19 protein-coding genes and 2 tRNA genes are annotated in these 22,073 nt (G+C 56.8%); 17 read left to right on the top strand and 4 right to left on the bottom strand.

From position 1 onward, the window contains the following. Positions 1-170 precede the first annotated feature (170 nt). The 15 genes from ACK2JC_RS08710 (at position 171) to ACK2JC_RS08640 (ending at position 14,978) form a co-directional block, all read left to right on the top strand. Positions 171-1,436 carry a diaminopimelate decarboxylase gene (locus ACK2JC_RS08710; RefSeq protein ID WP_320936537.1) on the top strand — a complete coding sequence of 422 codons (1,266 nt, stop codon included), beginning with the start codon at positions 171-173 and terminating at the stop codon, positions 1,434-1,436. A 51-nt stretch (positions 1,437-1,487) separates the two neighbouring features. After that, a complete protein-coding gene (proC, locus tag ACK2JC_RS08705; protein ID WP_092371763.1) occupies positions 1,488-2,285 on the top strand; it encodes a pyrroline-5-carboxylate reductase in 798 nt (265 codons plus the stop codon). Between the two features lie 107 nt (positions 2,286-2,392). After that, entirely contained in the window at positions 2,393-2,986 is a 594-nt protein-coding gene (locus ACK2JC_RS08700) for an NUDIX hydrolase (protein WP_227170610.1), read from the top strand. A gap of 83 nt (positions 2,987-3,069) precedes the next feature. Further along, positions 3,070-3,597, top strand: a complete 528-nt coding sequence (locus ACK2JC_RS08695) for a hypothetical protein (protein ID WP_007708879.1) — start codon at positions 3,070-3,072, stop codon at positions 3,595-3,597. Between the two features lie 45 nt (positions 3,598-3,642). Next, the gene (locus ACK2JC_RS08690; protein ID WP_276855822.1) at positions 3,643-4,500 is read left to right on the top strand and encodes an EamA family transporter; all 858 of its coding nucleotides are present in this window, start codon (positions 3,643-3,645) and stop codon (positions 4,498-4,500) included. A 9-nt stretch (positions 4,501-4,509) separates the two neighbouring features. Further along, a complete protein-coding gene (locus ACK2JC_RS08685) occupies positions 4,510-5,931 on the top strand; it encodes a triacylglycerol lipase (protein ID WP_320936539.1) in 1,422 nt (473 codons plus the stop codon). A 294-nt stretch (positions 5,932-6,225) separates the two neighbouring features. Then, entirely contained in the window at positions 6,226-7,077 is an 852-nt protein-coding gene (gene xerD / locus ACK2JC_RS08680) for a site-specific tyrosine recombinase XerD (protein WP_118756896.1), read from the top strand. Between the two features lie 281 nt (positions 7,078-7,358). Continuing rightward, positions 7,359-7,438: transfer RNA gene (locus ACK2JC_RS08675), tRNA-Leu, on the top strand. 157 nt (positions 7,439-7,595) lie between these two features. After that, a complete protein-coding gene (locus ACK2JC_RS08670; protein WP_320936383.1) occupies positions 7,596-7,883 on the top strand; it encodes a phage holin family protein in 288 nt (95 codons plus the stop codon). Between the two features lie 1,721 nt (positions 7,884-9,604). Then, positions 9,605-10,105, top strand: coding sequence for a hypothetical protein (locus ACK2JC_RS08665; protein WP_411338475.1), 501 nt, complete (start codon positions 9,605-9,607; stop codon positions 10,103-10,105). A 156-nt stretch (positions 10,106-10,261) separates the two neighbouring features. Next, positions 10,262-10,849, top strand: coding sequence for a class I SAM-dependent methyltransferase (locus ACK2JC_RS08660; RefSeq protein WP_320936385.1), 588 nt, complete (start codon positions 10,262-10,264; stop codon positions 10,847-10,849). 296 nt (positions 10,850-11,145) lie between these two features. Then, a complete protein-coding gene (locus ACK2JC_RS08655; RefSeq protein ID WP_092372025.1) occupies positions 11,146-12,198 on the top strand; it encodes an inorganic phosphate transporter in 1,053 nt (350 codons plus the stop codon). Between the two features lie 36 nt (positions 12,199-12,234). Next, positions 12,235-12,858 carry a DUF47 domain-containing protein gene (locus ACK2JC_RS08650; protein WP_227170614.1) on the top strand — a complete coding sequence of 208 codons (624 nt, stop codon included), beginning with the start codon at positions 12,235-12,237 and terminating at the stop codon, positions 12,856-12,858. Positions 12,859-12,981: 123 nt separating this feature from the next. Then, positions 12,982-13,950: a DMT family transporter gene (locus ACK2JC_RS08645; protein ID WP_227170615.1), complete on the top strand. Its 969-nt coding sequence runs from the start codon at positions 12,982-12,984 to the stop codon at positions 13,948-13,950. A gap of 209 nt (positions 13,951-14,159) precedes the next feature. Then, complete coding sequence (locus tag ACK2JC_RS08640; protein WP_227170616.1) at positions 14,160-14,978, top strand: glucan-binding protein; 819 nt, start codon at positions 14,160-14,162, stop codon at positions 14,976-14,978. 141 nt (positions 14,979-15,119) lie between these two features. On the opposite strand, the gene ACK2JC_RS08635 is transcribed toward ACK2JC_RS08640, so the two are convergent. The 3 genes from ACK2JC_RS08635 to ACK2JC_RS08625 form a co-directional block, all read right to left on the bottom strand. After that, a complete protein-coding gene (locus tag ACK2JC_RS08635; RefSeq protein WP_092372019.1) occupies positions 15,120-16,100 on the bottom strand; it encodes an alpha/beta hydrolase in 981 nt (326 codons plus the stop codon). 109 nt (positions 16,101-16,209) lie between these two features. Next, positions 16,210-17,490, bottom strand: a complete 1,281-nt coding sequence (locus ACK2JC_RS08630) for a YcxB family protein (RefSeq protein WP_276856221.1) — start codon at positions 17,488-17,490, stop codon at positions 16,210-16,212. Between the two features lie 456 nt (positions 17,491-17,946). Beyond that, a tRNA-Pro gene (locus ACK2JC_RS08625) sits at positions 17,947-18,020 on the bottom strand. Between the two features lie 83 nt (positions 18,021-18,103). On the opposite strand from ACK2JC_RS08625, the gene ACK2JC_RS08620 reads away from it, so the two are divergent. Then, positions 18,104-18,934 carry an HAD family hydrolase gene (locus ACK2JC_RS08620; RefSeq protein WP_276856218.1) on the top strand — a complete coding sequence of 277 codons (831 nt, stop codon included), beginning with the start codon at positions 18,104-18,106 and terminating at the stop codon, positions 18,932-18,934. 87 nt (positions 18,935-19,021) lie between these two features. Here the strand turns inward: ACK2JC_RS08620 and ACK2JC_RS08615 are convergent, their stop codons facing one another. After that, positions 19,022-20,227: an IS110 family transposase gene (locus ACK2JC_RS08615; protein ID WP_368282939.1), complete on the bottom strand. Its 1,206-nt coding sequence runs from the start codon at positions 20,225-20,227 to the stop codon at positions 19,022-19,024. Positions 20,228-20,530: 303 nt separating this feature from the next. On the opposite strand from ACK2JC_RS08615, the gene lpdA reads away from it, so the two are divergent. After that, the gene (lpdA, locus tag ACK2JC_RS08610; RefSeq protein ID WP_092371857.1) at positions 20,531-21,961 is read left to right on the top strand and encodes a dihydrolipoyl dehydrogenase; all 1,431 of its coding nucleotides are present in this window, start codon (positions 20,531-20,533) and stop codon (positions 21,959-21,961) included. Positions 21,962-22,073 lie beyond the last annotated feature (112 nt).

The raw sequence follows: 22,073 nt of genomic DNA, 5'->3' as shown, positions 1-22,073 counted from the left end.
CAAAGGAGTCCGTCCTGGAGTACAATGGTGCAAAAGCGCCGTGGTAGTCCGGGCGGACTTTTTTACATGTCCGCCCGCTGCGCACGTTTACGGAGAGCGGCGGAGTGCGGACGCGCCGGCGGCAGAGGCGGCCGGGCGGAAGTATGGCCATAGAAGGGAGAATACGCAGGATGGATAAAAAGCCATTTGTGATACTGGAGAAACTGGAAGAAATTGTAAAAGATTACCCCACCCCCTTTCACCTGTACGACGAGAAGGGAATCCGCGAGAACGCCATGAAGCTGAAGCAGGCGTTTGCATGGAATAAGGGGTTTAAAGAGTATTTTGCGGTGAAGGCCACGCCCAATCCGTTTATTTTGCAGCTCTTAAAGGAGTGTGGCTGCGGCACGGACTGCTCTTCCATGACGGAGCTTATGATGTCCGAGGCCTGCGGATTTTCCGGGGAGGAGATTATGTTTTCCTCCAACGACACGCCGCCGGAGGAGTTTGCCTACGCGGCCAAACTGGGCGCGATTATCAACCTGGATGATTTCACCCATATCCAGTTTCTGGAGGACACGCTGGGGTATATCCCGGAGACCATCAGCTGCCGGTTTAATCCCGGCGGCGTGTTCAAGATCAGCAACGATATTATGGACAACCCCGGTGACTCCAAGTACGGGATGACCACGGAGCAGATTTTTGAGGCGTTTAAGATTTTAAAGGCCAAGGGCGCGAAGCGGTTCGGCATCCACGCGTTCCTGGCCTCCAACACGGTGACCAATGAGTATTATCCGCTGTTAGCCAGACAGCTTTTTGAGCTGGCGGTGAAGCTGAAGGAGGAGACCGGGGCGTGCGTCGCCTTTATCAACCTGTCCGGCGGCATCGGCATCCCCTACCGCCCCGACCAGGAGCCAAACGATATCCTGGTGATCGGGGAGGGCGTGCGGAACGCTTACCAGGACGTGCTGGTGCCCGCAGGTATGGGCGACGTGGCGCTGTGCACGGAGCTGGGCCGCTTTATGCTGGGGCCCTACGGCTGTCTGGTGACCAGGGCGATCCATGAGAAACACACCTACAAGGAGTACGTGGGCGTGGACGCCTGCGCGGTGAACCTGATGCGGCCCGCCATGTACGGCGCTTACCATCACGTCACGGTGATGGGCAAGGAGGACCTGCCCTGCGACCATATGTACGACGTGGTCGGTTCCCTGTGCGAGAACAACGACAAGTTCGCCATCGACCGGATGCTGCCGAAGGTGGACAAGGGGGATCTGTTAGTGATCCACGACACCGGCGCCCACGGGTTCGCCATGGGCTACAATTACAACGGAAAACTGAAATCGGCGGAGCTTCTGCTGAAGGAGGACGGCTCCGTGCAGATGATCCGCAGGGCGGAGACTCCGAAGGATTACTTTGTGACCTTTGATTTCTGTGATATTTTAAAGAATTATTGAGTGAAGGCGGCTGCGAATCAGGATTGCGGCCGCGGGAAAAGAGGCATAAGGATGGCTAAGATTGGTTTTATTGGAATGGGGAATATGGGGTTCGCGATTCTGAAGGGGCTGCTGAAGATTTATGAGCCCGCGGACATGGTGTTTTCGTCCGCCCACAGGGAAAAGATGGAGCGGGTGACCGAACAGACCGGCGTGCCCCACGCGGCCTCAAACGCGGACTGCGCGGCCCAGGTGAAGTATCTTTTGCTGGCGGTGAAGCCCCAGTATTTTGACGCGGTGTTTGCGGATATCAAGGAGGTGTTAAGGCCTGATCAGGTGATCATTTCCCTGGCCCCCGGCCTGACCATCGAGTCCTACCGGCAGCGGCTTGGGAGTAATCTGCGGTTCGTGCGGGCGATGCCCAATACCCCGGCCCTGCTGGGCGAGGGAATGACCGGCGTCAGCTACGACGGCGGGCTGTTCACGGAGGAGGAGAAGCGGGAGCTGGAAACCCTGTTCACCTCCTTTGGAAAGCTCCAGCTGGTGGAGGAACGCCTGATGGACGCGGTGGGCTGCGTCAGCGGAAGCTCGCCTGCCTTCGTGTACATGTTTATAGAGGCTTTGGCCGACGGAGCCGTGAAATACGGCCTGCCCAGGGCCGCGGCCTGTCAGATGGCCGCTCAGGCGGTTCTAGGGAGCGCGAAAATGGTGCTGGAGACGGGCAAACACCCGGAGCAGCTGAAGGACGAGGTCTGCTCCCCGGGCGGCACCACGATCCAGGGCGTTTCCGCGCTGGAGGAGGCGGGATTCCGCAGCGCGGTGATCCGGGCCTGCGACGCTTGTTATAAGAAGAGTACGGAGATTCAGTAGGAGGGCTGCGTGAGATGAGCCGGAGGGCCGCGGGCGGCTGCGCGGGATGAGCCGGAGGGCCCAGACGGCTGTATTATAAAAGTTTTGAGAAAGAGGGAACGAGGATCATGGGTGACAAGAGTGAGCAGGAGAAACTGCCGGTGGTGCGTCTGGACCGGCAGTTGAAATACCAGGGGAATATCCTGAAGATTTATGAGGACACGGTGGTGGCCAACGGCCACGAGGCACATTGGGACTATATTCACCACGACGGGGCGGCGGCGGTGCTGCCAGTGACGGACGACGGGAAAATTCTGATGGTGCGGCAGTACCGCAATGCGCTGGACCGTTTCACGCTGGAGATTCCGGCCGGAAAGCTGGATGAACCGGACGAGCCGAAGGTGGAGTGCGCTTACCGGGAGCTGGAGGAGGAAACCGGGTACCGGGTGGAGAGCCAGGGCAAGCTGGAGTATCTGATGAGCCTGAACACCACCGTGGCGTTCTGCGATGAGGCCATAGACATTTTCGTGGCCCATCACCTGATTCCGTCCAAGCAGCATTTGGATGAGGACGAGGTGATCAATGTGGAGGCGTGGGAGCTTAAAGATTTGGAGGACCTGATCTACAGCGGCACCATCACCGACGGAAAGACCATCGCCGCGATCATGGCCTACGCCAGGAAGTACCGCTCCACGGACAAGCGGGACGAGGCCCTTTCCTGACATAATCGCCGGACGGGCGGCATAGACTGTGGTAAACAAGCTGAGACTGGCGGTGGCTGTCTGTGAAATTGCGGCGACTTAGAATGGAAATGCGAAGTTTAAACTATCAGGATTGGCTGCTCGTCTGTTTTATTCTCGGCGTTGTCGGGGGAACAGCGGCAGCCCATTTTTTTGGCGGTCAGACGGTGAAGGCCCAGGTGCTGGGAGGGATGGGACCGGGCTCGTCCGTGGACGGGGCGGTCAGACAGGCCCTTTTCTGGCAGGTCCTGCGCCTGCGGTTCGCCCAGCTGGCGGTGGGCTGGCTTATGGGGCTGACGGTGTACAGCGCGGTGCTGTTCGGCCTGGCGGCGGTCTGGGGCGGCGTGACCGTGGCCGTGGTCATGTCCGTGCTGACCAGCCAGAAGGGGCTTTTGGGGCTGCCCGCCTTTCTGTGCAGCATGGCGCCCCAGGGGGTCTGCTACGCCCTGGCCTGGGCCGTTCTGGCCATGTGGGCGGGAAAGCAGGAAAAGAAAATACGCCTGGCGCCCTTCGGGCTGCTGCTTTTAGTGGGGGCCTTGGGCACGTTTTTGGAAGTTTACGCCAGCCCGGCGCTGTACGGCCTCTGGTTTTAAGAGGGGCGCGCGGGCCGGTGACTGGTACAAAGGAGGAAATGGCAAATGTGGGTAATGTTTGCGTTTGGCTCAGCACTGTTTGCGGGGATTACGGCGGTTCTGTCGAAAATCGGCATGCAGGACATGGATTCGGATGTGGGGACCGCGGTGCGTACTGGAGTGGTGCTGGTCTTTTCCTGGATAATGGTGTTTCTGACCGGTTCCATCGGGACCATAGGGGAGATAAGCGGCAGAACGTTTTTGTTTCTGGTGTTGTCCGGGCTGGCCACCGGCGCTTCCTGGCTGTTCTATTTCCGGGCGCTGCAGCTGGGAAATGTGAATAAGGTGGCTCCCATCGACAAGTCCAGCACGGTTCTGACCATGCTGCTGGCGTTTCTCATTCTGGGGGAGACGCTTTCTCTGTTAAAGGTCGTCTGCATGATTCTAATCGGCGCGGGCACGCTGCTTATGATTCACAGGCAGGAGGGGGGAGCGGACAGCGCAGAACGGGGCTGGATGGCCTGCGCCCTGCTGTCCGCGGTGTTCGCCAGCTTGACGGCTATTCTGGGGAAAATTGGAATTCAGGGCGTGGAGTCCAATTTGGGGACCGCGATCCGCACCTGCGTGGTGCTGGTGATGGCGTGGCTTCTGGTGTTCGTCAAGGGCAAGCAGGGGGAGGTCCGGCGTATCAACGGGAAAAATGGCCTGTTTCTGGTGTTGTCCGGGCTGGCCACCGGGGGCTCCTGGCTGTGCTATTACCGGGCGCTTCAGGATGGACAGGCCAGCGTGGTGGTGCCGATTGACAAGCTGAGTATTCTGGTCACCATCCTGTTTTCGCGGCTGTTCTTGGGGGAACGGCTGGGCAGGAGGGCGTTTTGGGGGCTGGTGCTGCTGGTGGCCGGAACGCTGCTTTTGTTACGTTAGAGAGGAAAAATGATGAGACTGAAGAGGGTTCCGGTTTATCTGCGGCGTTTGATCCGGGCGCTTTACATACCGGTGGCGGTCAACTGTCCGCTTCTCATCTGGCTGGCCTTTCAGCTGTTATGGCCGGACAGCGGGATAATTTTCCGGACAATGGTTACGGCGGCCCTGCTGTCCGGCGTCTGGGCGGTGTGGATTTATCTGAATATTGTTCCATGGCCCAGGGAGGAATTCGCCAGCCGCCGCCTGACGATCATGGAGGGCGGGCGGCATCTGTGCCGGCTGGCCCTTTACGGCATGGCGGTCCAGGCCCTGGGAATGTGGTTTTGTTATCCTAGCCTGAAGGCGCTTTTGGTGCGGGCGGGGGAGAACGGGCAGTTGGGGAGCCATCCGGGGCTGTTGCTGTGGGGGAACTGTATTTACGCGGTGGTCCTGCTGTTCCTTCTGATGTGGAACGGTATTCTGCGCATGTTTTTCACCTCCAAGCGTCTGCGCCTGGGGATGCGGGCGCTGATGCTTTTGGCGATGTGGGTCCCGGGAGTGAACCTGCTGGTGCTGTGTTATGCCATGCGCAAGGTGCACGCGGAATACGACTTTGAGTGTTACAAGGAGTCGGTGCGCCTGGTGCGCAGGGAATCGGAGCTGTGCCGCACCCGGTATCCGCTGGTGATGGTTCACGGCGTCGGTTTTCGGGACCTGTGGTATTTTAACTATTGGGGACGGATTCCCAGGGAATTGACGCGCTACGGGGCAACGGTGTATTACGGGAATCAGGAGGCGTTCGCCACGGTGGAGCAGAACGCCGGGGATATTTTAAAGGTGGTGCAGAGGGTGGCCGAGGAGACCGGCTGCGGCAAGGTGAATATGATCGCCCACTCCAAGGGCGGGCTGGATTCGCGCTACGCTATCAGCCGTCTGGGAGCTGCGCCCTGGGTGGCCTCTCTGACCACTGTGTGTACGCCCCACCGGGGCTGCCGGTTTGTGGATCGGGCCTGCCGCCTGCCGGAGTGGCTGTACCGGGGCGTGGCCCGGGTTTTCGACTGGGGCTTCGGGCGGTTTGGGGACGCCCACCCGGATTTCTACCGGGCCACACGGCAGTTTTCCACACAGGCCAGCGAGCGCTTCAACCGGGAGGTGCCGGATGCGCCGGGGGTATTTTACCAGAGTTACGCCACGGCCATGAAGGATTGTCTCAGCGATCCGCTGCTCACACTGCCTTACCTGCTGATCAAGCCGCTGGAGGGGGAAAACGACGGGTTGGTCAGCGTAGAGTCGGCCAAATGGGGCGAATTTCGGGGAGTGGTGCGCAACCGCAGGCACAGGGGAATTTCCCACGGGGATATTATCGATCTGAAGCGGGAGGACTATGGGGACTTTGACGTGGTGGAGTTTTATGTGGGTCTGGTGAAGGAGCTGCGGGAGAGGGGATTCTGAATATATGGGGGAAATTGGAAAAAGCCAGTAAAAACAGGGATTTTTAGGCGCCGCAGCCATTGGAGCGGCGTTTTTTTAATGGAATTTTTAAAAATATTTTCGCGGGATTTTACAACATATTGCGAGGAAAAAATGGGGGGTTCCAACATGTAGTATGTTTTATGTTAATCAGGTGGAAAATGGCCTCAAAGTGGGAAAAATGTGTTTGATTTTATCGAAAAATGTGGATATAATGATAGTCAGCACTATGTAAATGCGTAGTTTGTGAATGTTAGGGGTTAGGGGATAAAAGCGATGACGGCCGACATAAAATACTTTATCGAGTACCTTGAGAATGAAAAAAAGGCATCGAAGAATACGGTCATTTCCTACCAGAGAGATCTGGTACAGCTGGCGGCTTACCTGGAGGCCAAGGGGATCACGGAGGCGGAAAAGGTGACCAAGACCAGCTTGAATTCGTACATACTGTATCTGGAGAAGGAGGGGAAAGCCACCACCACGATTTCGCGGGAGCTGGCTTCCATTAAGGCATTTTTCCACTATGAACTGCGGGAGGGGAGAATCCGCCGCGATCCGGCGGAGTTTATCAAGGCCCCCAAGGTGGAGAAAAAGGCGCCGGTAATCCTGACGGTGAATGAGGTTAACGCGCTGTTGTGCCAGCCCGGAGACAGAACACCCAAGGAGCTTCGGGACAAGGCGATGCTGGAACTGCTCTACGCCACCGGAATCCGCGTGTCGGAGCTGATCAGCCTGAAATTGACGGATGTGAACATGCAGGTGGGTTACATTACCTGCCGGGACCGCAGCAAGGAGCGGATGGTGCCCTTTGGGAAGAACGCCCGTCAGGCCCTGGTCCAGTACATGGGGGAGGCCAGGACGGAGCTTTTGAAGGGCAAAAATTCGGATTGGCTGTTTACCAACTGCAACGGTCAGGCCATGAGCCGCCAGGGTTTCTGGAAATTGATCAAACAGTACGGCGAGAAGGCCGGAATCAAGTCCGATATCACCCCACATACCCTGCGGCATTCCTTTGCCGCACATCTGATCCGCAGCGGCGCGGATATCCACGCGGTGCAGGCGATGCTGGGGCATTCCGATACGGCGACTACACAGATTTATACAAATTATACGGCGTCTTCCGGTTGAGGGAGAGGCCGTTTTTTTGAGGGGTGTTGTTGGGAGGAATGGGGGTGTTTGGGGGATAGAGGAGTTTAGGGTATTATCCGTAAATGGATAATGTTGACGGGATGAGTACAGGGGAGGAGGGGAGAGATGGGAAGGAAAATGGGCAGGATAGATCGGGGACAGGTGGAGACGGGCGGGGAACGGAGCGCTGCGCGGCCGGTGGGACCGGATAGACCGGGATAGGTGCGCCTCGGGCACTTGACATTGGCGGGCTGCTCGGATATAATGAGATTTGTGTGAATGCGGCTATGGCGGAATTGGCAGACGCGATGGATTTAGGTTCCATTGGGAGACCGTGCAGGTTCGAGTCCTGTTAGCCGCAGTGAAAAACCCTTGATTGAGATCAGGGGTTTTTTTAATGGGCGCATGTTCAGATGTCTCGTCCGGGGGGAGGAACCGGAGGGAGGAAAGCCGCATAGAATAGGGTATTGTACATCCCTATAAAATCCGGGGGAGTTCCCGGAGGCGGAGGTGGAGTTATGGAGTTTACGCAATATATTAAGCCGGAAATGCTGGTGCTGGTGCCCGTGCTGTGGCTGATCGGAAATGCGTTAAAGCGTACGCCCAAGGTGCCGGACTGGCTGATTCCGTATGTTTTGGGAATTATGGGAGTGGCTGGGTGCAGCGTCTGGGTGTATGCGACCAGAAATACTACGGCGTTGTCGCTGTTTACCGCTTTTACACAGGGGATTTTGGTGGCAGGAACCAGTGTTTGGGGGAACCAGCTTGTCAAACAGATGGGGAAACGGGATGAAGGTGGAAATTAGAAAACACGAAATTTGGCTCTGAACGGAGTGAAATGTTCTGACTAAGTTGCGATATTTGGGGTGCATTATTGTTAAATAGAATGTGTATGACGAGGAGGGAAATGCCGGTGAACGGTTATGATTATAATAATATGGGCAGGACGTGCCCTTGCTGCGATGGCTATGGCGGGGGGAGCGTATTGGCACAAGGTCCTCAGGGACTCAGAGGAGAACGGGGGCCGCAGGGGCCCCAAGGGCCAAGGGGGGAGCGGGGACCTCAGGGGCTTCAGGGACCCAGAGGAAACGCGGGATGTCAGGGTTTTCCCGGGCTGCGCGGCGATATCGGTCCCCAGGGACCCCGCGGTCTCCAGGGGGTGCGCGGCGACGTGGGTCCGAAGGGTGATCCGGGGGACATCGGCCCTCAGGGCGTGCGCGGCAACCCCGGGCCGGTAGGCCCTCAGGGGGATCAGGGGCCCATGGGACCGAAAGGTGATCCCGGGCCTGTTGGTCCCGCTGGACCTCAGGGGGAGATCGGCGACGCCGGTGAGCGCGGTCCGGCCGGGGAACAGGGACCGATGGGGGAACAGGGGATTCAAGGGGAGACCGGCCCCCAGGGGCCTCGGGGAGAAAAAGGCTGCGCTGGTCCTCAGGGGGAACCGGGAGCGACTGGGGCGACTGGGGAGCAGGGAATAACCGGCCCGACTGGGGCGACCGGGGAGCAGGGGATAACCGGCCCGACGGGGGCAACTGGGGCGCAGGGGATAACCGGCCCGACTGGGGCGACCGGGGAGCATGGAATAACTGGCCCGACCGGGGCAACTGGGGAGCAGGGAACAACTGGCCCTACGGGGGCGACTGGGGAGCAGGGAATAACCGGCCCGGCCGGGGCAACTGGGGCGCAGGGAATAACCGGCCCGACTGGGGCGACCGGGGAGCAGGGAATAACCGGCCCGACCGGGGCAACTGGGGCGCAGGGAATAACTGGCCCGACCGGGGCAACTGGGGCGACCGGGGAGCAGGGAATAACCGGCCCTACGGGGGTGACTGGGGAGCAGGGAATAACTGGCCCGACTGGGGCACAGGGAATACCCGGTCCAACCGGGGAGCGGGGAGTAACCGGCCCGACTGGGGTACAGGGGATAACGGGCCCGGCTGGGGCGCAGGGAATACCCGGTCCAACCGGGGCGACTGGGGCACAGGGAATACCCGGCCCGACTGGGGCACAGGGAATACCCGGTCCAACCGGGGAGCGGGGAGTAACCGGCCCGACTGGGATACAGGGGATAACGGGCCCGACTGGGGCGCAGGGAATAACCGGCCCAACCGGGGCGACTGGGGCACAGGGAATAACCGGCTCGACTGGAGAGCAGGGAGTAACTGGCCCAACCGGGGAGCGGGGAATAACCGGCCCCACCGGGGCGCAAGGATTAATTGGTCCGACTGGGGCGCAGGGGATAACCGGCCCCACCGGGGCGCAAGGGATAACCGGCCCCACCGGGGCGCAAGGGATAACCGGCCCCACCGGGGCGCAAGGGATAACTGGTCCGACTGGGGCACAGGGAATAACCGGTCCGACCGGGGCCCAGGGAGTAGCAGGCCCAACCGGGGCCCAGGGAGTAACCGGTCCAACCGGGCCGCAGGGAATAACCGGTCCGACCGGAGCCCAGGGAATAGCGGGGGTAACCGGTGCTACGGGAGGCACGGGGCAGAAGGGGGATACAGGCCCGGCGCCTGGGATTGCAGTGGCGGAGAGTACGCCGACCAGCTATAAGCTGAGTTTTAAGACCGCGGATCAGGAGGTGGTGAGTCCGAACCTCAAATCCAACACGGAGTCTTACAATGCGGACCTGTCGAAGTCGGGGAGCGTTTTGAACGTTCCGTTGGGCAGCTTGGTTCTGACGGCCCAGTTTGGCAACACCGCTTCCATCCGCCTCTCTATCAGGGCCAAAGATACCGCAACACCCGTGTTGGCGGATATCCGCCGGACCAGCATCTACGATGCGGCTGCAATCGAGTCCCAGACGCTCAACAATACGAGGATTAGCACCAGCCAGGTGCTGGACGACGTGGTTTACAGCCAGTCCCAGGAGATCCACTGGATGCGGATCCGGCAGCAGGACCCGGCCACAAACCTGTGGTCCATGTGCCAGGTCATCACCTTTGCCTCCAACGGCGGGGCCAGAACCTCCATCTGTGTGGACTGGTTATATACAGGCGTAACATTCAGCGCGCCCTCCTCATAATAAACGCTTATTTGCAGATCCCCCGCTTTCAAACGCGGGGGATTCGTTTCCGGCAAGCCCGGCCGCAGCCCGGGAAATCCCGTTGCCCGCGCGTTTCAAACATGATATGATGGACAGAGCAAACGGCATGAATCAGGCGGGGAGGAGACTTTGAAAATGGACGACACACTGCAATACTACGATCAACACGCGAAGGCGTATGTGGACAGCACGAGGGATGTGGAGTTCTCACAGACCCAGGAGCGTTTCTTACAATATTTGGAACCGGGCGCGTGGATTCTGGATTTCGGCTGCGGCTCGGGGCGGGATACGAAATATTTCCGGAACAGGGGATTCCAGGTGGAGGCGGTGGACGGCTCCGCTGAGTTCGTCCGCATCGCGTCGGAGTATACCGGGATCAACGTCCGCCGGATGTTGTTTCAGGATCTGGACGAGGTGGAGTGCTACGACGGAATCTGGGCCTGCTCCTCCATTCTCCACCTGCCCTGCGCAGAGCTGGAGGTGGTGCTTGGGAAAATGGCCCGGGCGCTGAGGCGGCGCGGGATCGTTTACACCTCCTTCAAGTACGGGACAGAGGAAGGCGAGCGCAGCGGCCGTTACTTTACAAATATGACGGAGGAGAAGATGGCCGGGCTGCTGGAGCGGATATCGGTCTATGATGTGGAGGAGATGTGGGTGACATTTGACGTGCGGCCAGGCAGAGGGGACGAGCGCTGGCTCAATATGATTTTGAGAAAACGATAGAAACCAGACTGGGAGGCCGTATTATCCGTAAATGGATAATATGGCCTCCCGCATCTTTGACAACGATTAAAATGATATCCAAAAAGTTACCCCCATCCCCTCGAAACTCTCAAAAATTTACAAATACCTAACATTTTATTTACTTATGCTGAAAAAATACGGCATTTTTAGCATATTATTTACGGATAAGAACTTTACGCCCATAAAAAAGCGTGCTAGAATAAAATGGCATGGCATGTAAAATATGTGTAAGAGGTAAGTAAAAAATAAGTTAAGAGGGTAGGATAAGGAAGATTATGGATCTGTCATTTTCGTTTTTCTGGCAACAGGTGACGTCCAGCCCGGCGGTGATGATCACGGTGTTTCTCACACTGTGCGTCATTTTCCTGAACGGCTGCACGGACGCGCCCAACGCCATCGCCACCTGTGTGTCCACGCGCTCGCTGAATGTGGACGCGGCGATTATCATGGCGGCGGTGTGCAACTTTGCCGGTGTGTTCGTCATGACCATGGTCAACTCCACCGTGGCGGCCACCATCACCAACATGGTGAATTTCGGCGGTCACAGCGACCAGGCGCTGGTAGCGCTCAGCGCGGCGCTGTTTTCCATTGTGGTATGGTCGGCTTTGGCGTGGTATTTCGGGATTCCCACCAGTGAGAGCCATTCGCTGATCGCCGGTCTGTCCGGAGCGGCAATCGCCCTTCAGGGGGGCCTTAGCGGAATCAACGGCGCGGAGTGGGTCAAGGTTCTGTACGGTCTGGTTTTGTCTACGGTAATCGGTTTTTTCAGCGGATATTTTGTTTGTAAATTGGTGGCATGGCTGTGCCGGAATATGGACCGGCGCAGGACGGACGGATTTTTCCGCCACGCCCAGGTGGGCGGCGCCGCGGCCATGGCGTTTATGCACGGGGCCCAGGACGGCCAGAAATTCATGGGCGTGCTGCTGTTGGTGATCTGCCTGTCCAACGGGCGGGAGAACGCGTCGGGCGTGGGTATGCCGGTGTGGCTTCTCTTACTCTGCTCCCTGGTGATCGGAATCGGCACCTCGGCAGGCGGCAAGAAGATTATCAAGTCCGTGGGGATGGATATGGTGCGGCTGGAGAAGTACCAGGGATTTTCCGCGGATATCGCGGGCGCGCTGTGTATTTTGGTGTCCACGGTATTTGGTATCCCGGTGAGCACCACCCACACCAAGACCACGGCAATCATGGGCGTGGGCGCGGTGAAACGCCTGTCCGCCATCAATTTCAAGGTGGTTCAGGACATGGCGCTGACCTGGCTGTTGAATTTCCCGGGCTGCGGGCTGATTGGATTTTTTATGGCGAAGCTGTTTATGGTTCTGTTCTGATTGGGCGGACGGTTGAGTTTAAGGAGATAAGAGAACATGGCGAAGAAGAGCGACAATTACTATTTTGAGAATTTTATCCAGTGCGTGGAGTGCGGCTGCCAGGCGGCGAAGATGCTGGAGGAGAACCTGGCGAATTTTGAGGTGAGCCGTCTGTCGGAGAATCTGGACGAGCTGCACAAGATCGAGCACGACGCGGACAAGAAAAAGCACGAGATGATGGCGGTGCTGGTGAAGGCGTTTATCACGCCCATTGAGCGGGAGGACATCATTCTGCTCAGTCAGAGCATCGACGAGGTCACGGACCAGATCGAGGACGTGCTGATCCGCATTTATATCAACAATGTACATACCATCCGGCCGGAGGCGCTGCAGTTCACCAAGGTGATCATCCGCTGCTGCAAGGTGCTCAAGGAGATCATGGAGGAGTTTGCCAATTTCAAGAAATCCAAGACGCTGCACGGCCTGATCATTGAGATCAACGCCCTGGAGGAGGAGGGGGACCGCCTGTTCATCGACTCCATGCGGCGGCTGCACACGGAGGTGACGGATCCCCTGGAGATCATTGCCTGGCGCGAGATTTACAATTTCCTGGAAAAATGCTGCGACGCCTGCGAGCATGTGGCGGACGCGGTGGAGAGCGTAATTATGAAGAACACCTGAGGGGGTGTGCTCCCGGAGCACAGGGATATTTCCTGAGCCGGGGGCGATTTTTTGTTTGGTGAAAAATGGTGCACCGGGGTGTCTGCCGTCTGCCGGGCGCATTTTAAGATGAGGGAGGTACTTATGATGGAGCGATGTGGAACGGGAAAATGGATCACGGCCCCGTTGGGGGTCTGCCTGCTTGCGACGGTCTGCTGCGCGCTGTGGGGGAGCGCATTTCCCTGCATCAAAATTGGCTACGGGATGTTTCAGATCCCTGCAGAGGCGGTAAATACGCAGATTCTGTTTGCGGGAATCCGGTTTACGCTGGCGGGGATTTTGGTGATCGCCATTGCAAGCCTGGGGAGGCGCAGGCCCCTTGTGCCGAAAAAGGGGAGCTGGGGGATGATTCTCAAGCTGGCGGCCTGCCAGACGGTGCTGCAATACCTGTTCTTTTATATTGGACTGGCAAATGCTTCCGGCGTGAAGTCTTCCATTATCGAGGGGGCCAACGTATTTATCAGCATTCTGGTGGCCAGTCTCGTGTTCCGCCAGGAGCGTTTTACGGGACAGAAAATCCTGGGCTGCCTGGTGGGATTTGCCGGTGTGGTGCTGGTGAACTGGACGAAGGACGGCCTGGGGGCCGGGATGAAATGGAACGGGGAGGGATTTGTGCTGCTGTCCACGGTGGCGTACGCATTTTCCGCAGCGCTGATCAAGGAGTATTCCCGCCGGGAGGACACGGTGGTGCTCAGCGGCTACCAGTTTGCCGCAGGCGGCCTGGTGATGGTGGCCTGGGGACTCGTGGGCGGCGGGCGGATCGCCGTGACGTCGGCGGGACCGGCGGGGATCGGGATGCTGTGCTACCTGGCGTTTATCTCGGCCGCCGCGTATACGCTGTGGAGTCTGCTGTTAAAGCATAATCCGGTTTCCAGGGTGGCGGTGTACGGGTTTATGAATCCGGTGTTTGGGGTGATTTTATCGGCCTGGCTTCTGGCGGAGAACGATCAGGCGTTTGGGGTCAAGACGGCGCTGGCGCTGGGGTTGGTGTGCCTGGGGATCTATGTGGTCAACAGGCCGCGGGCGGTGAGCGCGGCGGACTCCGTTTCGTAGACGGGGGAGCGGTTCAGATATCCGAGGGAAAATTGGCATGGAGCGGCTGCGGGTTATGGTTCGCAGAGCTGCACTTTCACGCGGGGCTGTGGATAGAACGGCTGCGGAAGATTAAGAAAAACGTAATCGTCCACCAGGTTGCATATTGCGGTGGAATGACTTATAATGAAAAAAGTGTAACAGCTTTATTTTTGAGAGGAGAATGCCCTATGAAAAAACGGATTATCATGATAGCGGCGGCGGCCGCATTGAGCGTGCTGATGGCGTTTCCGGCCTTTGCAGGTACGTGGAAGGATGTAAATGGGAGATGGAGATATCAGCGCGGCGCGGAGAAGTACGCCAGCCAGGAATGGCTTAATCTGGACGGAAAGCGGTATTATATCGGCGCGGACGGATTTATGGTGACCGGCTGGACCCAGGTGGGCAGCCAGTGGTATTACATGGACGAGAGCGGAGTTCTTCAGTACGGATGGCTGAAGGACAATGATAAATGGTATTACCTGGCTCCCGATACCGGAGCGATGGTGACCGACACCGTGATTGACGGGCGGCAGATCGGCTCGGACGGCGTCTGGGTGCCCGCCGAGGCGCAGACAGAGCCGGTGGGTCTGGCCATCGATCCCGCAAGCGCCACCCTGGTCCAGAACATGGAAGGCATCAAGACCAACGGCTACACCATCATTTCCAGCGGAAGAACTTTCAACCGGGAGAACTGGAATGATGCGATCCGCCTGGTTAAAAAGGGCAGCTATGTGAAGTGCTCGCCGGGCGGCAATTACAAGCTGTTATCCGGAACGTTCTCACCGTCCACCAAGTTCGACAGCGGTCTGCTGGGAAAACTTACGGTGTACGGCGACGATGATCAGGTGTTGTATACCTCCGCGGATATCCGTTACGACGCGCAGCCCATCACATTTGCGGTGGACGTGTCCGGACAGAATCAGCTGCGGGTGGAATTCTCCCTGACGAAGGACGACAACTGGAGCGAGCCGGTTCTGCTGATCAAGGGCCTGACCCTGTATCAGTAATTGTTCAATCAGACGTGACGGTCAAAGGACCGGGCGGTTATAAACAGATAGGATAAAAGGATTGCGTGGGGCTTAAAAGCCGGTTGCGCAATCCTTTTTTGCTGTACGGAAGGGGCGGTCTGCGGCGGCTGTTTGGGAAAATCAGGGATTCGCGGCTATGGCGTTTTCCATGTTTTTGCGGTTGATCCAGGCGGTGGAAACGTCCATTGCGGCGCGGCAGGCCTGGGTCTGGTCCAGGGCGTTTAACATCACAAAGTCGTGGATGATAGCCTTAAAGCGCATGGCGGTGACGGGGACGCCCGCTTCCAGGAGATTGCGGGCGTACATTTCCCCCTCGTCCCGGAGCACGTCGGCCTCGCCGTTTAAGATCATGGCCTGGGGGAGGCCGCAGAGCTGTTCGGCGGTGGCCCGCAGGGGGGAGGCGGTGATCTGGCCGCGGTCCTTGGCGCAGGACGTGTACTGATCCCAGAACCAAATCATACCCGCCCGGTACAGGTAATAGCACTCCGCGAATTCCTTGTAGGAGCAGGTGTTGAAGCAGGCGTTTGTCACGGGATAGTAGAGCAGCTGCTTGTGGATGCTGGGGCCGCTGCGGTATTTGGCCATCAGGGTCATGGCCGCCGCCATATTGCCGCCCACGCTGTCGCCGGCTACGGTGAGTGTGCTTAAATCCACGGGCCAGCCCAGGCGGGAGAACAGCTCCGGCAGGGAACTGAGCACGCGGTAGCACTGCTCGATGGCGGTGGGGTATTTTGCTTCCGGGGACCGGGTGTATTCGGGAAATACCACGATGGAGTTGGTGCGGGCGCAGAGCTCGCGGACCAGCTTTTCGTGGGTGTGGTAGCTGCCGAACACCCAGCCGGCGCCGTGGATATAGAAGATGACGGGCAGAGGCCCGGACGCGCGTTCCGGGCGCAGCAGATAGAGGTTGATATTACCCCAGCGGCCGGTATAAAACGGCATGGTGTTTACGGTGGCGGGATACATGTAAACCGGCGTGTTCTGGGCGTTTTCCAGAACCTGCCGGCCTTTCGCGGGGGGAAGCTGAAAGATAAGAGGCGGCTTGGAGTTGGCTTCGCAGACAGCTTCCGCGGCTTTTTCGAGGGGGACCAGTCGTTCCATAGAGTTTGAATCCTTGTGGTGGATAGCGTTATTTTAATTTATGACAGGGACTGGCGGATGGTGCGGCGGGAATTGTGGTTTCAGGGCGCGGCGGGCGCAGGGCTGCGGTTTAAAGGCCCGACTGGCGGATGCCTGAGAGAATGGAGACAACGATCAGGAGTATCAGGTAAAGGGACAGGGCGCACCAGAACAGAATGGTCCGGCGGCGGGCCTTTTTCTGTATGCGCTCAGGTTCCTCGATCTCCGGAATGTGGACAAATTCCAGAACTTTTCCGCGGCTTTGGCAGAAGGCGGTGAAGGCATCCTGCTCCTCGCGGCAGGCGAAGGTCCATTTGGGGATGAAAACGTACTGTTTTATGACCTTATTTTCGATGCACAGGAGAAACAGAGTGTCCATTGTCTCGTAAAAATGAGTGTATACGTCCCACGAGCGTTTGAAGCTGTCCTGTTCGCGGCGCACGGTCAGCATTTCCGGGGAAAAGGAGAGATCCCATGGGCCGGAACCATTTATGGGAAAGCGGTTCTGGCGCATCCGGCGGCGGTAGACATCCTCGCGGATGGAGGAGACGCTGAAAAACAGGAACGCGGAGAGGAACAGGCCCAGACCGAGGAGGCACAGGCTCGCGACGACGTCGCCGGTTACGATGAAACGGGTTGCCATGATCAATGTAAGGACCGGGCAGAAGAACAGGGAAAGCAGCGTGCTGCCGTTACTCCATAAGGGCCGGTGGCAGCGGGAGATGCCCATGAGCTCGGTGTAGACATGGGCAAAGTCGTCCGGGCTCAACTGGAAGGTAAAGCGGAACCGGCAGGAGCCGGAATCCGGGGATTGGGCCTGAGGCTGGGGCTGGTTATAGGGGGAGGACGCGCTTAAGTAGGCTTTGAAGGCCTGGATTTCGTCCGGTCCGGCGAACAGGCGCTTGGGCAGGACGAGATAGGAGTGGCTTTTCCGGGAAAGCTCGCGCTTTAAGAGCAGCAGGCCCGGGGTCTCCGGAAATGCGGTGAACGAGGAACCCTGGTGGACGACTGAGACGTTATCCTCGTACAGGCAGCCATTTTCCAGGCGCAGCCGCATCTCCTGGGAGACGGGTTGGCGGGAAAAGGTCCAAAAGTAGCTGAGAAATTTGAACACGGTCAGGACCAGGAAAAATATGGTCAGGTTCTGCAGGGCCTGGAAGAAGAAAAAGGGCAGGGACAGCAGGGCTGTGGTGAGTCCGGCGCCGATGGCCAGAATCCCGCCCAAAGCGGGGATGATTAACAGGATTCCCGCTGTAATCAGGAGATACCTCTTCTTCCCCAACATAAATGAGTCCCAGGTGAGACGGAGCGCCAGCTCGGCCAGCTCTACTTTCGTGAGACGGAATTGATAGATGCGTCCTTCCAGTGACATAGTTGATCCTCCTTGGGTAAATGGCCCGGGCGCCGGGGAAGGCGCGGGGGACGGGATGGTTTTATTATAGTGCATGGGGGGGAGGGATGGCAAGAGGGAGTGTACAGATCACGCGGGGGATAGACGGGTGGAAACGGAAATTTACATAAGGGTATGGAATCATATGGGGCGGTTGCAAAAGAAGATAAATTCTCTATCGAAGCAAAAACCCTGCTTTTTGTATTTCTGGAAGAAAATTGGAAAACTTTCCCGGATCCCTCCGGCATATCTTGAAGAATAGCTTTCATTAAGGTATAATGGTGAGGGTTCATCGAAGGTTTATATGAGGGCAAAATGGTCTGATCCGGCTTCCGGGATAGAGAACGCGTTGGAAGTATGTCGGAAAATGATTTATGTAAACGGAGGATCGGGCAATAAAAAAACCTTGATTTCCAATAAAATCAAGGTTTTTCACAATCGGGGCAACAGGATTTGAACCTGCGACCTCTCGGCCCCCAGCCGAGCGCGCTACCAAGCTACGCCATACCCCGAGCGAACTTCTATATTATAGCAAATGTTTTTGGTTTTGAAAAGCCCTATTTTCAAAAAAAATGTAAAGGAATTTGGATTTTTTATGGTAAAATTTCACAAAAAAAAGAGGATTATCAGTTTCGATCTGGATATGACGCTCCTTGACCACAGAACCTGGGAGATTCCGGCCAGCGCCATGGAGGCGATCCGGCGGCTTCGGGAGGACTCGGTGATCGTGGTAGCTTCCGGCCGGAACATGAACGAGCCCTACAGCGTGGCCTACCGGGATATGGTGAAACCAGACGCCATTATCCATCTGAACGGGACGCGGGTTGAGGTGGAAGGCGGGAAGATTATTTTCGAACACCTGATGGACAAGGAACGGTTGAGACGGCTGCTGGCGTTTGGCGAGGATCAGAAGCTGGCGCTGGGAATTTCCGTGGACGGAGGGGATTACTATACCTGCCCGGAGGATGTGGTCTATTATGACAAGGTGCGCTGGGGAAGCTCGGAGCGCAATTTTAAGGATCCCTGGCTTCTGATGGACATGCCGGTGAAAACGCTGACTTACGTGGGCGGCCCGGAAGGGGCAGAGCGGCTGGAGCGGCAGTTTGCGGAGTTCAAATTCCCCATGTTCGCAGGGCTTATGGGGGCGGACGTGGTGGAGCAGGAGGCCTCCAAGGCCAACGGGCTTATGCGGCTGTGCGAATATTATGGGATCGCGCCGGAGCAGACGGTGGCATTTGGGGACAGCATGAACGATATTGAGATTATCCGGGAGGCCGCCATCGGGGTGGCCATGGGAAACGCCCATCCGGGGTTAAAGGCGGCGGCGGACTACGTGACGGCGGACATCGGCGACGATGGCGTCTGGAAGGCGTGCGTGGCGCTGGGTTTATTTGAGCCTGCAAATAAAAAGTCAATAGGAAAATGAGAAATTTTCAAGATTTATTGTTGATTAAATTTCAGGTACAACAAATAGACCACCGTTATCCGCTGGTCTGAAAGGATGCGGTATTCTCTATTCTGGAAGAGACATTAGATATTCTTTTACCCTTCCGTAATAGATACGCAGAAACTTATTAGCGCCTGCAGTCATGTAGACATAGTAAGGCTTTCCCTGAGCACGTTTCTTATCAATAAACGCATATACAGGGTCGTCCTGCGGTTTTGTTTTGATGAGACAGTCCATGACCTGAAATAAGGTTTTTCGGAGGGAAGATGAGCCGCGTTTGGAGGTTGGAACGCTTTTTTGTTCATAGGTTCCGGATTCATTGACACCTGGGTCTACACCAGCAAATGCAGTGATAGCGCCCTTGTGGGTAAAGCGTGTGACATCTCCGATTTCAGCCATAAGCTGAGGACCAAGAGACGGGCCAACACCCTTCATCCCCATAACAACGGGATATTCAGGCAGCTTGGCGGCTGTGTCATTCATCAGGGTACGGAGTTCTTCCACGGTTCTGGAAGCAGTGTTTAATTGTTCTATGGACTGTTTCACGATCAGCTTGGTTAGATCATCTTTTGGAAGTATAGGAACAAGCTCCTTTGCGGCCCCATAGATTTCTTCAGCCTTGTCTTTGCTGAAGTTGTACTTCCTGCGTTTGCACCACTTCTGATAATGGTCGACAAATGCATTTAATGAAAGTTTACGAACACAGTCCACATGCCAGTATGTAGTAGCAAAATCAACCCACTTCTGGCTGCCGTCCTCACGGGCAGGGCTATCAAAGTAAGTATTAACACCAGGGTAAGTCTGATCGAGGATACCGATGAGGTTATTCTTCATAGCTGTTTTGTGTTTCATGTAGAAGCCAAACTGACGGTTCATGGTCTTTAATTGATTGCGTAGTTCGTCCATAAGACTATACTGTTTCAATTCCGTCCAACTGTCAAGGGTGTAACGAGCTATTTTTACAGAGTCAGCTTTATCAGATTTTACTTTGCGGAGGGAATGAGCTCCAAAATCTTTAATGAGCTTAGGATTTACGGCAGTTACAAAAAGACCTGCCAGAGAAAGCTCACGAGCCAGTGGTTCGTAGTAACGGCCAGTATGTTCCATAACGATGCGTGATTCACCATCGATTGATCGGATCTGCGCAATTAAGGATTGGATGTTACTGGAAGTGTGCTTGATTTCAAAGGGAGAAGAAACGATTTCTCCATAAGGTCGTAGAATGGCGACCATACTTTTCCCTTTGGAAACATCAATACCAACAGCGTTCATGTTCATAAATTTGTCACTCCTAAAGAATATTGCAATAGATAAGTACCAGTTTTACTCATTGCCTATTCAATCTACTGTGGTGTGACACGAACGTACCAAAGGCAGTTCAACCTGCATAAAACGAACGCTGCAAATGAGGAGCTGGTTATCAGTCTCAAATACGGACGCGAAGTCCAAGAAAGGAAGCCGATATACCGATTGCTCCAACATTGTAACAGCTTAAGCAACAAGATGGATAATTCCTTACTGGCTGTAAGGGATATTAACCATAAATATATTGTAGTAGGAAGGAGACGGAAAATAATGGCAAAACATTACGATGTTGTGATTATAGGGGCTGGCCCGGGCGGTTACACGGCGGCTATGAAGGCGGCGGAGTTCGGCCTGAAGGCGGTGGTGATTGAGGCTAAGAAGTTCGGCGGAACCTGTGTGAACCGGGGATGCATTCCCACAAAAGCGCTGCTGCACGCCTCCAATATGTTCCATATGATGCAGAACTGCGATGAGTTCGGAGTGTCCACGGATTTCATTTCCTTTGATTTTGGGAAAATGCAGAAGTATAAAAAGGCGGCGGTGAAGCGTTACCGGCAGGGCATTGAGAGCCAGTTTGACAAGCTGGACGTGGATGTGGTTTACGGGACCGCGCTGCTTCGCAGGGATAAGACCGTGGAGGTGAATCTCTCCGGTGGAGGCAAGGAGTATTTTCAGGGGGAGGCGGTGATTATCGCCACGGGCGCTGTGCCGATCATGAATCATATTCCGGGCGCGGACCTGCCGGGGGTGTGGAACAGCGACCGGCTGCTGGCCGCGGAGAGCTGGAATTTTGACCGGCTGGTGATCATGGGCGGCGGCGTGATCGCGGTGGAGTTTGCGACCATTTTCAATAACCTCTGTTCCCATGTGACCATTGTGGAGAAGGGGCGGCATCTCATGGCTCCCATGGACGACGTGGTGGGGGAACGGCTGGAGGAGGAGTTGAAGCGGAAGGGAATTTCCGTGTACTGCAATTCCACGGTGACGGAGATCACCCAGGAGAATGGTTCCCTGTGCTGCACAGTGACGCCCAACGAGGAGGGGGAGAGCATTACCGTGCGCGGCGCACAGGTGCTGATGGCCATCGGGCGTAAGCCGGATCTCTCCGGACTTTTGGGGGAGGATATGTCCCTGGAGATGGAGAACGGCAGGCTGAAGGTCAGCAAGGAGTTTGAGACCAGCGAGCCGGGGGTTTACGCCATCGGGGACGTGGCGGCCAAGACGCTGCTGGCCCATGTGGCGGCGGCTCAGGGTACATACGTGGTGGAGCGCATTGCGGGGAAAACCCACAGCGTTAAACTGGAGGTAGTGCCGGGCGGAATGTATGTGCCGCTGCCCATCGTGCCAAACTGTATTTATACCAATCCGGAGATCGCCACGGTGGGCATCACGGCGGAGACGGCCAGGGCCAGCGGGCTGAAGGTGCGCTGCGGGCATTTTTCCATGCGGGATAACGGGAAATCCATTATCACAGGGGAGGAGCACGGGTTTATCCGGCTGGTGTTTGAGGCGTACTCCAATACCATTATCGGGGCGCAGATGATGTGTCCGCGGGCCACAGACATGATCGGGGAGATTGCCACGGCCATCGCAAATGGACTGACCGCGGAGCAGATGTCGTTTGCCATGAGGGCGCAGCCGACCTATAATGAAGGGATCGGCGCGGCGATCTGGGATGCGATGAGCGGGGATGTGGAGTAGAGAAGCTGTTTGGAGGTAGGGAGAGGGACTCAGGCGGGGGCTTGCGGCGGGTGGTTTGGAACGGGCAGGCGCGCCGTGGGAACGAGATTAAGTGATGAGAGGATGGAACAGT

Source organism: Enterocloster lavalensis, from assembly GCF_046603895.1.
Classification (GTDB): Bacteria; Bacillota; Clostridia; order Lachnospirales; family Lachnospiraceae; genus Enterocloster; species Enterocloster lavalensis.
Note: the sequence above shows the minus strand (reverse complement) of the source record. Positions and strands in the feature narration are given on the sequence as shown.